15 protein-coding genes are annotated in these 12,290 nt (G+C 54.0%); 13 read left to right on the forward strand and 2 right to left on the reverse strand.

Going from position 1 to position 12,290, the window contains the following annotated elements:
* Positions 1 to 6: 6 nt before the first annotated feature.
* Positions 7 to 1,911: an ABC transporter ATP-binding protein gene (locus tag N5J69_RS18340; protein ID WP_279772049.1), complete on the reverse strand. Its 1,905-nt coding sequence runs from the start codon at positions 1,909 to 1,911 to the stop codon at positions 7 to 9.
* Between the two features lie 112 nt (positions 1,912 to 2,023).
* Between N5J69_RS18340 and kefG the strand changes: the two genes are divergently transcribed.
* The 4 genes from kefG to slyD all read left to right on the forward strand — a co-directional run bounded on the left by kefG (position 2,024) and on the right by slyD (position 5,357).
* The gene (gene kefG / locus N5J69_RS18345) at positions 2,024 to 2,575 is read left to right on the forward strand and encodes a glutathione-regulated potassium-efflux system ancillary protein KefG (RefSeq protein ID WP_279772051.1); all 552 of its coding nucleotides are present in this window, start codon (positions 2,024 to 2,026) and stop codon (positions 2,573 to 2,575) included.
* A complete protein-coding gene (kefB, locus tag N5J69_RS18350; protein WP_279772052.1) occupies positions 2,576 to 4,381 on the forward strand; it encodes a glutathione-regulated potassium-efflux system protein KefB in 1,806 nt (601 codons plus the stop codon). It abuts the gene before it with no gap.
* Between the two features lie 24 nt (positions 4,382 to 4,405).
* Entirely contained in the window at positions 4,406 to 4,600 is a 195-nt protein-coding gene (locus N5J69_RS18355) for a YheV family putative zinc ribbon protein (protein WP_061063527.1), read from the forward strand.
* A gap of 196 nt (positions 4,601 to 4,796) precedes the next feature.
* On the forward strand, positions 4,797 to 5,357 hold the full coding sequence (gene slyD, locus N5J69_RS18360; protein ID WP_009087618.1) for a peptidylprolyl isomerase: 561 nt from the start codon (positions 4,797 to 4,799) through the stop codon (positions 5,355 to 5,357).
* Between the two features lie 95 nt (positions 5,358 to 5,452).
* Here the strand turns inward: slyD and N5J69_RS18365 are convergent, their stop codons facing one another.
* Positions 5,453 to 5,671 (reverse strand): SlyX family protein, encoded by a 219-nt coding sequence (locus N5J69_RS18365; RefSeq protein WP_279772056.1) that lies wholly within the window; start codon positions 5,669 to 5,671, stop codon positions 5,453 to 5,455.
* Positions 5,672 to 5,940: 269 nt separating this feature from the next.
* Here N5J69_RS18365 and fkpA point away from each other — a divergent pair, with 269 nt between their 5' ends.
* From fkpA to N5J69_RS18410, 9 genes are all read left to right on the forward strand, one after another.
* Positions 5,941 to 6,786 carry an FKBP-type peptidyl-prolyl cis-trans isomerase gene (gene fkpA, locus N5J69_RS18370; protein WP_279772057.1) on the forward strand — a complete coding sequence of 282 codons (846 nt, stop codon included), beginning with the start codon at positions 5,941 to 5,943 and terminating at the stop codon, positions 6,784 to 6,786.
* A 166-nt stretch (positions 6,787 to 6,952) separates the two neighbouring features.
* On the forward strand, positions 6,953 to 7,675 hold the full coding sequence (locus tag N5J69_RS18375; protein WP_136196209.1) for a transcriptional regulator: 723 nt from the start codon (positions 6,953 to 6,955) through the stop codon (positions 7,673 to 7,675).
* Positions 7,675 to 8,061, forward strand: a complete 387-nt coding sequence (gene tusD / locus N5J69_RS18380) for a sulfurtransferase complex subunit TusD (protein WP_279772060.1) — start codon at positions 7,675 to 7,677, stop codon at positions 8,059 to 8,061. The genes N5J69_RS18375 and tusD overlap by 1 nt, the downstream gene beginning before the upstream one ends.
* Positions 8,061 to 8,420: a sulfurtransferase complex subunit TusC gene (tusC, locus tag N5J69_RS18385; protein WP_279772062.1), complete on the forward strand. Its 360-nt coding sequence runs from the start codon at positions 8,061 to 8,063 to the stop codon at positions 8,418 to 8,420. The genes tusD and tusC overlap by 1 nt, the downstream gene beginning before the upstream one ends.
* A 9-nt stretch (positions 8,421 to 8,429) precedes the next feature.
* Positions 8,430 to 8,717: a sulfurtransferase complex subunit TusB gene (gene tusB, locus N5J69_RS18390; RefSeq protein WP_279772064.1), complete on the forward strand. Its 288-nt coding sequence runs from the start codon at positions 8,430 to 8,432 to the stop codon at positions 8,715 to 8,717.
* Between the two features lie 124 nt (positions 8,718 to 8,841).
* Positions 8,842 to 9,216, forward strand: coding sequence for a 30S ribosomal protein S12 (rpsL, locus tag N5J69_RS18395; RefSeq protein WP_003852912.1), 375 nt, complete (start codon positions 8,842 to 8,844; stop codon positions 9,214 to 9,216).
* 96 nt (positions 9,217 to 9,312) lie between these two features.
* Positions 9,313 to 9,783 (forward strand): 30S ribosomal protein S7, encoded by a 471-nt coding sequence (rpsG, locus tag N5J69_RS18400; protein ID WP_009087603.1) that lies wholly within the window; start codon positions 9,313 to 9,315, stop codon positions 9,781 to 9,783.
* A gap of 90 nt (positions 9,784 to 9,873) precedes the next feature.
* Positions 9,874 to 11,988, forward strand: coding sequence for an elongation factor G (gene fusA / locus N5J69_RS18405; protein WP_279772065.1), 2,115 nt, complete (start codon positions 9,874 to 9,876; stop codon positions 11,986 to 11,988).
* 68 nt (positions 11,989 to 12,056) lie between these two features.
* Positions 12,057 to 12,290, forward strand: a 234-nt coding sequence (locus N5J69_RS18410; RefSeq protein WP_229518746.1) for a GTP-binding protein, incomplete at its 3' end; no start/stop codon positions are given.

Here is a 12,290-nt window from a genome sequence, read left to right on the forward strand (position 1 = left end):
GATGTTTTACGAGGCGATCATCTGTTCGAGCTGTTCCTGCGCCTCCAGCCACGCCATCTCAACGTCTTCCAGCGCAGATTTGCTCTCCGCCTGACGCTTCAGCGCAGTGGCCAGGTCCGCTTTACGGCTCTGATCATAAATTGCACTGTCTGAGAGCTGCGCTTCGGCATCGGCCAGCTGGCTTTGCCATTTACTCATCTGCTTTTCCAGCTTCTCGATCTCTTTACGCAGCGGTTGCGTCTGGGTGCGAAGTTCGGCATCACGGCGCTTCTGGTCTTTACGCACCTGGGCGCTGTTGGCGTTATCCTGCTTCGGCGCAGCATCCTGTTGCGCCTGCTGTTTCTGCAGATCGCTCAGCCACTGCTGATAATCTTCCAGATCGCCCTCAAACATATCCACTTTGCCATCGTGCACCAGATAAAGATCGTCGGTGGTGGCCCGCAGCAGGTGACGGTCGTGCGATACCACTACCAGCGCCCCTTCAAAGTCGATCAAGGCTTCGGTCAGCGCCTGGCGCATATCAAGGTCCAGGTGGTTAGTGGGTTCATCCAGCAGCAGCAGGTTAGGGCGCTGCCAGACAATCAGCGCCAGCACCAGTCGCGCTTTCTCACCGCCGGAGAAGCGGCCGGTGTTTTCAGTGACTTTATCGCCGCGAAAATCGAAGCCGCCCAGATAGTCGCGCAACTGCTGTTCCAGCACGTTAGGGGCAATGCGCGCCAGATGCTGTAGAGGTGACTCATCGGCCCGCAGATACTCCAGCTGATGCTGAGCGAAGTAACCCAGCTTGATCCCTTTCGCCAGCCCCATCTTGCCGTCCATCGCTTGCAGTTCACCCGCCAGCAGCTTTATCAGGGTCGATTTACCGGCGCCGTTACGCCCCAGCAGCCCGATGCGCGAGCCCGGAACCAGGTTCAGCTTGATGGCGTCAAGAATAATACTGTCACCATAGCCTGCGGTGACCTTCTCCATCTTCATCAGCGGATTAGGCAGGTTCTCCGGCTTGCGAAAGGTGAAGCTGAACGGATTATCGACATGGGCAGGCGCGATCATCGTCATCCGCTCCAGCATCTTGATGCGGCTCTGCGCCTGCCTGGCTTTGGTGGCCTGCGCACGGAAGCGATCAATGTAGCTGTGTAAATGCGCGACTTTCTCCTGCTGACTCTCATACAGCGCCTGCTGCTGAGCCAGCTTGGCGACGCGCTGCCGCTCAAAGGAGCTGTAGTTGCCGGTGTATTCGAACATCGACTCCTGTTCGATATGAATAATTTTGTCGATGACCGGATCGAGAAAGTCACGATCGTGCGAGATCAGGATCAGCGTGCCTTCATAACTTTTCAGCCAGCGCTCCAGCCAGATCACCGCATCGAGGTCCAGGTGGTTGGTGGGTTCATCCAGCAGCAGCAGATCGGAGCGGCAAATCAGCGCCTGTGCCAGGTTAAGGCGCATACGCCAGCCGCCGGAGAAGTCGCTGACCGGACGTTGCAGCTGGTCCTGACTGAAGCCCAGACCATGCAGCAGGCTTGAGGCACGTGCATGAATGCTCCACGCCTGGACCGCATCCAGTTTGCCATGCAGCAGCGCAATGGCATTGCCATCGTCACGCTGGTTTGCGTCCGCCAGTTCTGCTTCAAGCTGGCGAAACTGGCGATCGCCATCAATTACGTATTCCAGCGCGGCTTTATCCAGCGCAGGGGTTTCCTGATTCACCCAGGCCAGCGCCCAGTGCGAAGGAAGCGTGACGGTACCGGCATCGCTGGTGATTTCACCTTTTAACAGCGACAGCAGCGTGGATTTCCCACAGCCGTTTTTACCCACCAGCCCGACCTTCTGACCGGGATTAATGGTGGCGGTGGCGTTGTCGAGCAGGACGCGGATGCCGCGGCGAATTTGTAAGGCTGAGAAGACAATCATGTAAGCGCCGTATCGTCAGAATATGTTAATTTACTGGCAACATAATGAGATTTTGCTGCGTCGTGCATGGTAGCGGAAAACCGCACCAATGACGACGCTTTGGAGGGAAAGGATGTCGCAGCCACCCAGGGTTTTGCTGCTTTATGCTCATCCGGAATCACAGGATTCGATCGCAAATCGGATTCTGCTACAGCCGGCTCAGGCACTGGAACACGTTACCGTGCACGATCTGTACGCGACCTATCCGGATTTTTTCATCGATATTCATCATGAACAACAATTGCTGCGCGAACATGACGTCATCATTTTCCAGCATCCGCTCTATACCTATAGCTGTCCGGCGCTGCTGAAAGAGTGGCTGGATCGCGTTTTGTCGCGCGGTTTCGCCAATGGTGTGGATGGGAATGCGCTGGAAGGCAAGTACTGGCGCAGCGTGGTGACGACCGGGGAACCGGAAAGTGCCTTTAAACAGCAGGGTCTGAACCGCTATTCACTCAACGACATTATGCGTCCTTTTGAGCTGACCGCGCAGATGTGTCGTATGCACTGGATGCCGCCGATGATTGTTTACTGGGCGCGTCGTCAGAGTTCTGAATTAATGAAAAATTACGCCCGCGCCTATGGCGACTGGCTGGCGGCACCGCTGCCGAATGGAGGGGTATAGATGGAAGGGCAAACGCTGCTGACCGCGGGGGTGATTTATCTGGTCGCGGCGGTATTAATTGTACCCGTGGCGGCTCGCCTCGGTATTGGTGCGGTTTTGGGTTATCTGGTGGCGGGTATCGCTATCGGCCCCTGGGGATTAGGCTTTATCAGCGACGTCGATGAGATTCTCCACTTCTCAGAGCTTGGCGTGGTTTTCCTGATGTTTATTATCGGGCTGGAGCTGAACCCGGCAAAGCTTTGGGCGCTGCGCCGCTCCATTTTTGGCGTCGGCGCGGCGCAGGTGATCTTCTCGGCGGCGATTCTGGGCGGCCTGTTGTGGCTGACCGACTTTAGCTGGCAGGCTGCGATCATCGGCGGGATTGGTCTGGCGATGTCGTCGACCGCCATGGCGCTGCAGCTGATGATGGATAAAGGCATGAACCGCAGTGAGGCGGGGCAACTGGGCTTTTCAGTGCTGCTGTTTCAGGATATCGCGGTTATCCCTGCTCTGGCGCTGATCCCGCTGCTGGCTGGCACCGACAGCGGTCATATCGACTGGATGAAGGTCGGCATGAAAGTGCTGGCGTTTGCCGGCATGCTGGTGGGCGGACGCTATCTGCTGCGACCAATTTTCCGCTATATCGCCGCATCGGGCGTGCGCGAAGTCTTTACCGCAGCGTCGCTGCTGCTGGTGCTGGGTTCCGCACTGTTTATGGATGCGCTGGGGTTGTCGATGGCGCTGGGCACCTTTATTGCCGGGATCCTGCTGGCAGAAAGCGAATACCGGCATGAGCTGGAAGTCGCTATCGACCCGTTCAAGGGGTTGCTGCTGGGGCTGTTCTTTATTTCGGTGGGCATGGCGCTCAACCTCGGTGTGCTCTATACCCATATTGTGACCATCCTGCTGGGCGTGGTGACGCTGGTGGCGGTGAAAACGCTGGTGCTCTACCTGCTCGCACGCATTTATGGTCTGCGCAGCTCCGAGCGGCAGCAGTTCGCAGGCGTACTGAGTCAGGGGGGCGAGTTCGCCTTTGTCCTCTTTTCAGCCGCTTCCTCGGCAAAGCTTTTTTCAGGCGATCAACTGCCGATGCTGCTGGTAACGGTGACGCTGTCGATGATGACCACGCCGTTGCTGATGCAGGCAATCGACCGGCTGCTGGCACGCCGCTTCAACGAGCCGGATGAAGAGGCGGAGAAACACTTTGTCGAAGACGATCAGCCGCAGGTGATAGTGGTGGGCTTTGGCCGCTTCGGGCAGGTGGTAGGCCGCTTGCTGATGGCGAACAACAAACGCATCACCGTGCTGGAGCGCGACATCAGCGCGGTGAGTCTGATGCGGAAATATGGCTATAAGGTCTATTACGGCGATGCCACCGAACTGGAGCTGCTGCGTGCCGCCGGTGCGGCCAGCGCCCAGGCGATTGTGATCACCTGTAATGAACCTGAAGATGTGATGACTATCGTACACCTGTGCCAGCAGCATTTTCCGCAGCTGCAGATTCAGGCACGCGCCCGGGGCCGTGTTGAAGCCCATGAGCTGCTACAGGCAGGCGTCACACAGTTCTCGCGTGAGACCTTTTCCAGTGCGCTGGAGCTGGGGCGTAAGACATTGATGACGCTGGGGATGCATCCGCATCAGGCACACCGCGCCCAGCAGCATTTCCGCCGGCTTGATATGCGGATGCTGCGTGAACTGATGCCTAATCTCTCTGAAAGCGCACAGGCTTCACGCGTCCGTGAAGCACGGCGCGAACTGGAAGATATCTTCCAGCGCGAAATGCAGCGTGAGAAGCGGCAGATCGACGGCTGGGATGATGATCAATAACCCCTTTTAAACAGGCAGAAGCTAATGCGTAAACGTTTTATTGCTGGTGCGACATGCCCGCACTGCCAGGAGAAGGACACGCTGGCGATGTGGCGTGAAAATAATGTGGATGTGGTGGAGTGCGTGAAATGTGGTCACCAGATGCGCGAAGCGGATAAGCAGGCGCGCGATCAGGTTCGCACTCACGAGCAGGTTATCGGCATTTTCCATCCTGAATAGCGTATTGAGGCAGTTTTTTTACGCTTAAACTTACAGCGGGATTGAATTCCGTTACAATTGACGCCATTAAGGCTTAAGTCGCAAGAGACAATGAAACCCCTCTTGTACTCAGCCCCGAACCTTTCTGGTTGGTGTTATTGCACGCAAGAATAGACCAATGAGACGGGATCTCAGCTCTCAACGGTTAGGAGATATCATGAAAGTAGCAAAAGACCTGGTGGTAAGCCTGGCCTATCAGGTACGTACAGAAGACGGCGTGTTAGTTGACGAGTCACCGGTGAGCGCACCGCTAGACTACCTGCACGGTCATGGTTCCCTGATTTCTGGTCTGGAAAATGCGCTGGAAAACCACGTTGCCGGCGACAAGTTTGACGTGCATATCCCGGCAAATGATGCTTACGGTCAGTATGACGACAACCTGGTGCAGCGCGTTCCTAAAGACGTCTTCATGGGCGTTGACGAACTGCAGGTTGGCATGCGCTTCCTGGCAGAGACCGACCAGGGTCCTGTACCGGTAGAAATCACCGAAGTAGAAGACGATCACGTCGTGGTTGATGGTAACCACATGCTGGCGGGTCAGAACCTGAACTTCAATGTTGAAGTAGTTGCTATCCGTGAAGCAACACCGGAAGAACTGGCTCATGGTCACGTTCACGGTGCAGATGGCCATCATCATGACCACGATCACGGCCACGATCACGACCACGACCACGGTAAAGGCGGTTGCGGTACTGGCGGTTGCGGCTGCAGCCACTAAGTTCCAACAGACCTTTCAGGGCCACCTCCGGGTGGCCTTTCTTTTCGCTGTCACTCTGGTCTTGTCCGGCTACGCCAGGGTCTGAGAGCCCGCTATCAGTAATGGGGTGGTGGTGTTTCTTCAGACTGTGAGGCAACCATTGATGGCGCATTCGCTTTGAGCTTGTCGGTTATGATGCGCATCTGCTCACGCATCTTATTCATTTCCAGCTCGTGCTGAACTACCGCACTGTTCAGCTGCTCAATCGTCATCTCCTGAAAGGCCAATTTGCTCTCTAACGTCTCCAGACGCTGTTCCCACTCAGATTGTTGCATGACCTGTTCCTCTGTTAAGGTGCGATTCGGGGCGTGATTCTACGACCTGAATGCCAGGAATCACCTGTTTTTTTCACGCCTGGAGGCGTTGCGCTTGAAAAAAGGCCGCGCGGCATCATCTCTGATGAAACTTCCCGATGTTATAAAGGTCGGAAGTAGACCGGGTTATTACATTGTGGGAGTGTTCGACACTGCCACGTAAAGTTATAGTGTGGGCCCTGAAGTCCGCAATGTTTCCCGAGGTTAGACGCTTCGGTTTTGGAGAATGGATGAAATCACTGTTTAAAGTCACATTGTTAGCTACCACCATGGCTGTTGCACTTAATGCTCCGCTGGCAATGGCGGCAGACACCGCTGCGGCACCACAGGCTGCACCGGCTGCCGCGCCACAGTCCGCGCCTCAGGCACCTAAAAATGCGGCCTTCAAAGATGAAGACCAGCAGTCTGCCTACGCACTGGGTGCTTCACTGGGTCGCTACATGGACAACTCCCTGAAGGAGCAGGAAAAACTGGGCATCAAACTGGATAAGCAGCAGCTGATTGCTGGTGTTCAGGATGCATTTGGTGGCAAGAGCAAACTTTCTGACGAAGAGATCGAGCAGACGCTGCAATCTTTCGAAGGCCGTGTGAAAGGCGCAGCCTCAGCGAAAATGGAAAAAGATGCGAAAGAGAACGCTGAAAAGGGCGAAGCTTTTGCGACCAAATTTGCTAAAGAGAGCGGCGTGAAGAAAACCGAAAGCGGCCTGCTGTATAAAGTTGAAAAAGAGGGAACCGGTGACGCGCCTAAAGACAGCGATACGGTTGTCGTAAACTACAAAGGCACGCTGATTGACGGTAATGAGTTCGACAACTCTTACACCCGTGGCGAGCCACTTTCATTCCGTCTGGATGGTGTCATCCCAGGCTGGACTGAAGGTCTGAAGCACGTGAAGAAAGGCGGCAAGATCAAGCTGGTGATCCCACCGAATCTTGCTTACGGCAAAAATGGTGTTCCGGGCATCCCGGCTAACTCCACTCTGGTGTTTGATGTTGAGCTGCTTGATATCAAACCCGCGCCAAAGGCAGATGAAAAAGCACAGGCTCCTGCGCCTGCTGCTGCTGAAAAAGCACAGTAATCTGCTGACCGCCGCCTCCGGGCGGCGGTTTCATTTTAGCTTCACGACAAACCTCTGGCATAAGCCGACGACATTTGCCAGACTAATGGCTGCCTAATTATCCCAATATTGAGTCTGCCCATAAGCCGCTGTGACAGGCTCCAGCCATTCAGGGTGATACTCTTCAATGTCTAATCCATTCAATCCGGGTGAACTGAGCGACTTCGATCTTCTGGAGCAGCGCCCGTTCGAACAAACTGATTACGATATTCTGAAATCGTACGAGGCTGTCGTGGATGGCCTGGCGATGTTGATCGGCTCGCATTGTGAAATTGTCCTGCATTCGCTTGAAGATCTTAAGTGTTCGGCCGTGCGTATTGCCAATGGCGAACACACCGGCCGTAAAGTCGGTTCGCCTATTACCGACCTTGCCCTGCGTATGCTGCATGATATGCATGGCGCGGACAGCAACGTTTCCCGCGCCTATTTCACGCGTGCCAAAAGCGGCGTGCTGATGAAGTCAGTCACGATTGCGATTCGTAATCGTCAGCAGCGGGTTATTGGTCTGCTCTGCATCAACATGAACCTTGATGTGCCGTTCTCACAGATCATGTCGACGTTCATGCCGCCGGAAATGCAGCAGGTTGACTCGAACGTCAACTTCGCCAGTTCGGTAGACGATCTGGTCATGCAGACGCTGGAGTTCACCATTGAAGAGGTGAGTGCTGACCGCAACGTGTCGAACAACGCCAAGAATCGTCAGATTGTGCTGAACCTGTATGAGAAGGGGATCTTCGACATTAAAGATGCCATTAACCAGGTCGCTGATCGGCTGAACATTTCGAAGCACACGGTCTATCTTTACATCCGGCAGTTTAAAAATGGCGACTTTCAGGGACAGGATCGGTAATGCGCTATACCCTGGTGGTTACCGGCCCGGCTTATGGTACGCAACAGGCGACCAGCGCCTGGCTGTTTGCCCGCGCTCTGCTGGAGGCTGGTCATCAGCTTGAGAGCGTTTTCTTCTATCGCGAAGGCGTGCTGAACGCGAACCAACTGACCGCGCCTGCCAGTGATGAGTTTGATCTGGTGCGCGCGTGGCAGACATTACATCAGGAGCAGGGTGTGGCACTGAACATCTGTGTGGCGGCTGCGCTGCGACGTGGCGTCAGCGATCAGCAGGAAGCGGACCGGCTCGGGCTGGCGGCCAGTAACCTGCAGCCGGGTTTTACCCTGAGCGGGCTGGGTGCGCTGGCAGAAGCGGCGCTGCGCTGTGAACGCATGGTGCAGTTCTGATGAACCGCGTTGCGTTTGTCTTTACACGTGCACCGCATGGCAGCAGTGGAGGGCGTGAAGGGCTGGATGCTGCGCTGGCGACGGGCGCACTCAGTGAAGATATCGGCCTGTTTTTTATTGGCGATGGTGTGCTGCAGCTCAACCTGCATCAGCAGCCTGAGGCGATTAAGAGCCGTCACTATGCTGCGACCTTTGGCGTGCTGGCGCTGTATGACATTGAACAGTGCTATCTCTGCCGGACATCGCTGGCAGCGCGTGGATTAGCGACTGACGCTGACCGGTTGCTGAACGTGACGCTACTGGATGCCCAGACACTGCGCCAGACGCTGGCCAGCTACGATCGCATACTGACTTTTTAAGAGACGCCCATGCTGCACACGTTAATGCACTCACCGGCATACAGTGACCTTGAGACCCTGCTTTTAATGGCAGGTGCAGGCGATGACCTGCTGCTATTACAGGATGGCGTACTGGCCGCCTTAACGGGCAGCCGCGCCCTGAAGCGGCTCTCAGAGAGCGAAGCGACGCTGTGGGTGCTGAACGAAGATGTTCAGGCTCGCGGGCTCGCTGGACAAATTTCGACCAGTGTGCAGTCAATAGACTATACTGGCTTTGTCACGCTAACGAGCAGGCATCAGCAACAAATGGTCTGGTAATCGGCTAAAACCTGGTTATTTCTTGACACCCTTTTGACTCAGCCCTAAAATTCTGCCTCCTCGTAATTCTACGAGGCGATTTATTACGTGTTTACGAAGCAAAAGCAAATCCAGGAGCTATTTAATGGCAACAGTTAACCAGCTGGTTCGCAAACCACGCGTCCGCAAAGTTGCAAAGAGCAACGTGCCGGCGCTGGAAGCTTGCCCGCAAAAACGTGGCGTTTGTACTCGTGTGTACACCACCACTCCTAAGAAACCAAACTCCGCACTGCGTAAAGTCTGCCGTGTGCGTTTGACCAACGGTTTTGAAGTTACCTCCTATATCGGCGGTGAAGGTCATAACCTGCAGGAACACTCCGTGATCCTGATCCGTGGCGGTCGTGTAAAAGACCTGCCAGGTGTGCGTTACCACACCGTTCGTGGCGCGCTGGACTGCTCAGGTGTTAAAGACCGTAAGCAGGCTCGCTCCAAGTACGGCGTGAAGAAGCCAAAGGCTTAATGGTTCTCCGTTAAGTAAGGCCAAACGTTTTAAATTAAATGTCAAAATAAACTCATAGAGTTTTGGACAATCCTGAATTAACAACGGAGTATTTCCATGCCACGTCGTCGCGTCATTGGTCAGCGTAAAATTCTGCCAGATCCTAAGTTCGGATCAGAGCTGCTGGCCAAATTTGTAAATATCCTGATGGTAGATGGTAAAAAATCTACTGCAGAATCAATCGTTTATACCGCGCTTGAGACCCTGGCTCAGCGTTCAGGTAAAAACTCCCTGGAAGCCTTTGAAGTAGCGCTGGAAAACGTGCGTCCGACTGTCGAAGTTAAGTCACGTCGCGTTGGTGGTTCTACTTATCAGGTACCAGTTGAAGTCCGTCCGGTTCGTCGTAATGCCCTGGCAATGCGCTGGATCGTAGATGCTGCTCGTAAACGCGGTGATAAATCAATGGCTCTTCGCCTGGCGAACGAACTTTCTGATGCTGCAGAGAACAAAGGTACTGCAGTTAAGAAACGTGAAGACGTTCACCGCATGGCAGAAGCCAACAAGGCGTTCGCTCACTACCGTTGGTAATCACCACGTAGTTGTTAAACCAGCGGGCGCTCAAATAGCCAACCCGCTGGGGTCGACTTACCTTGAACGTCCGAGAATCAGAGGAATCAAATGGCTCGTAAAACACCCATTGCTCGCTACCGTAACATCGGTATCAGTGCGCACATCGACGCCGGTAAGACTACCACTACCGAACGCGTTCTGTTCTACACCGGTGTAAACCACAAAATCGGTGAAGTACATGACGGCGCAGCAACCATGGACTGGATGGAGCAGGAACAGGAACGTGGTATTACCATCACTTCCGCTGCGACCACGTGTTACTGGTCTGGTATGGCTAAGCAGTTTGAACCACACCACATCAACATCATCGACACCCCAGGACACGTTGACTTCACCATCGAAGTTGAACGTTCTATGCGTGTGCTTGATGGCGCGGTAATGGTTTACTGTGCAGTTGGTGGCGTTCAGCCACAGTCTGAGACCGTATGGCGTCAGGCTAACAAATATAAAGTTCCACGCATTGCGTTCGTTAACAAAATGGACCGCATGGGTGCTAACTTCCTGAAAGTTGTTAACCAGATGGAAGTTCGTCTGGGCGCAACGCCAGTTCCTCTGCAGCTGGCTATCGGCTCAGAAGAGAAATTCACCGGTGTTGTTGACCTGGTGAAAATGAAAGCAATCAACTGGAACGACGAAGACCAGGGTGTAACCTTCGTCTACGAAGATATCCCAGCTGATATGCAGGAACTGGCTGAAGAATGGCATGCGAAGCTGGTTGAAGCCGCTGCTGAAGGCTCTGATGAGCTGATGGAGAAATTCTTCGGTGGTGAAGAACTGACTGAAGAAGAGATCAAAACATCTCTGCGTAAGCGTGTTCTGAACAACGAAATCATCCTGGTAACCTGTGGTTCTGCATTTAAGAACAAAGGTGTTCAGGCGATGCTGGATGCAGTTGTTGAATATCTGCCAGCACCGACTGACGTTACCGCGATCAACGGTATGCTGGACGACGGTAAAGACACGCCGGCTGTTCGTCACTCAGACGACAACGAGCCGTTTGCTGCACTGGCGTTCAAAATCGCTACCGACCCGTTTGTAGGTAACCTGACCTTCTTCCGCGTTTACTCTGGTGTTGTTAACACTGGTGACACCGTGTTCAACCCGGTTAAGTCAAACCGTGAGCGTCTGGGCCGTATCGTTCAGATGCACGCTAACAAGCGTGAAGAAATCAAAGAAGTCCGTGCGGGTGATATCGCAGCTGCGATCGGCCTGAAAGATGTGACCACTGGTGATACCCTGTGTGACCCAGACAACGTCATCATCCTTGAGCGCATGGAGTTCCCGGAGCCGGTAATCTCTATCGCCGTTGAACCAAAAACCAAAGCTGACCAGGAAAAAATGGGTCTGGCTCTGGGCCGTCTGGCGAAAGAAGACCCATCATTCCGCGTATGGACTGATGAAGAATCTAACCAGACCATCATCGCGGGTATGGGTGAATTGCACCTCGACATCATCGTTGACCGCATGAAGCGTGAGTTCAACGTTGAAGCAAACGTGGGTAAACCACAGGTTGCTTACCGTGAAGCGATTCGCAACAAAGTTACCGATGTTGAAGGTAAACACGCCAAGCAGTCTGGTGGTCGTGGTCAGTACGGTCATGTTGTTATCGACATGTACCCACTGGAGCCAGGTTCGAACCCGAAAGGCTACGAATTTGTCAACGACATCAAAGGTGGTGTGATTCCTGGTGAATACATCCCTGCGGTTGACAAAGGTATCCAGGAGCAGCTGAAATCAGGCCCACTGGCTGGCTATCCGGTTGTGGATCTGGGCGTGCGTCTGCACTTCGGTTCTTACCATGATGTCGACTCCTCAGAACTGGCGTTTAAACTGGCCGCGTCTATTGCCTTCAAACAAGGCTTTAAACAAGCGACACCTGTTCTGCTTGAGCCTATCATGAAGGTTGAAGTAGAAACCCCGGAAGAGAACACGGGTGATGTCATCGGTGACCTTAGCCGTCGTCGTGGTATGCTCAAAGGGCAGGAATCTAACGCTACTGGCGTTCAGATTCACGCTGAAGTTCCGTTGTCTGAGATGTTCGGATACGCAACTCAGCTGCGTTCTCTGACCAAAGGTCGTGCTTCTTACTCCATGGAGTTCCTGAAGTATGACGATGCGCCGAACAACGTAGCGCAGGCCGTTATTGAAGCTCGTAGCAAATAAGCTACGGTTTAAATTTGAACTGATGCCTTCACCCAGATGGTGAAGGCACAACGTAAGGAATTATCGCCATGGCGAAAGAGCAATTTCAGCGTAACAAACTGCACGTAAACGTGGGCACCATCGGTCACGTCGACCACGGTAAAACCACCCTGACTGCAGCTATCACCACCGTTCTGTCTAAAACTTACGGCGGCCAGGCTCGTGCATTCGATCAGATCGATAACGCACCAGAAGAGAAAGCTCGTGGTATCACCATCAACACTTCACACGTTGAATATGAAACCCCGACTCGTCACTACGCA

Origin of the sequence: Pantoea sp. GD03673, assembly GCF_029844725.1 — a bacterium.
GTDB lineage: Bacteria > Pseudomonadota > Gammaproteobacteria > Enterobacterales > Enterobacteriaceae > Pantoea.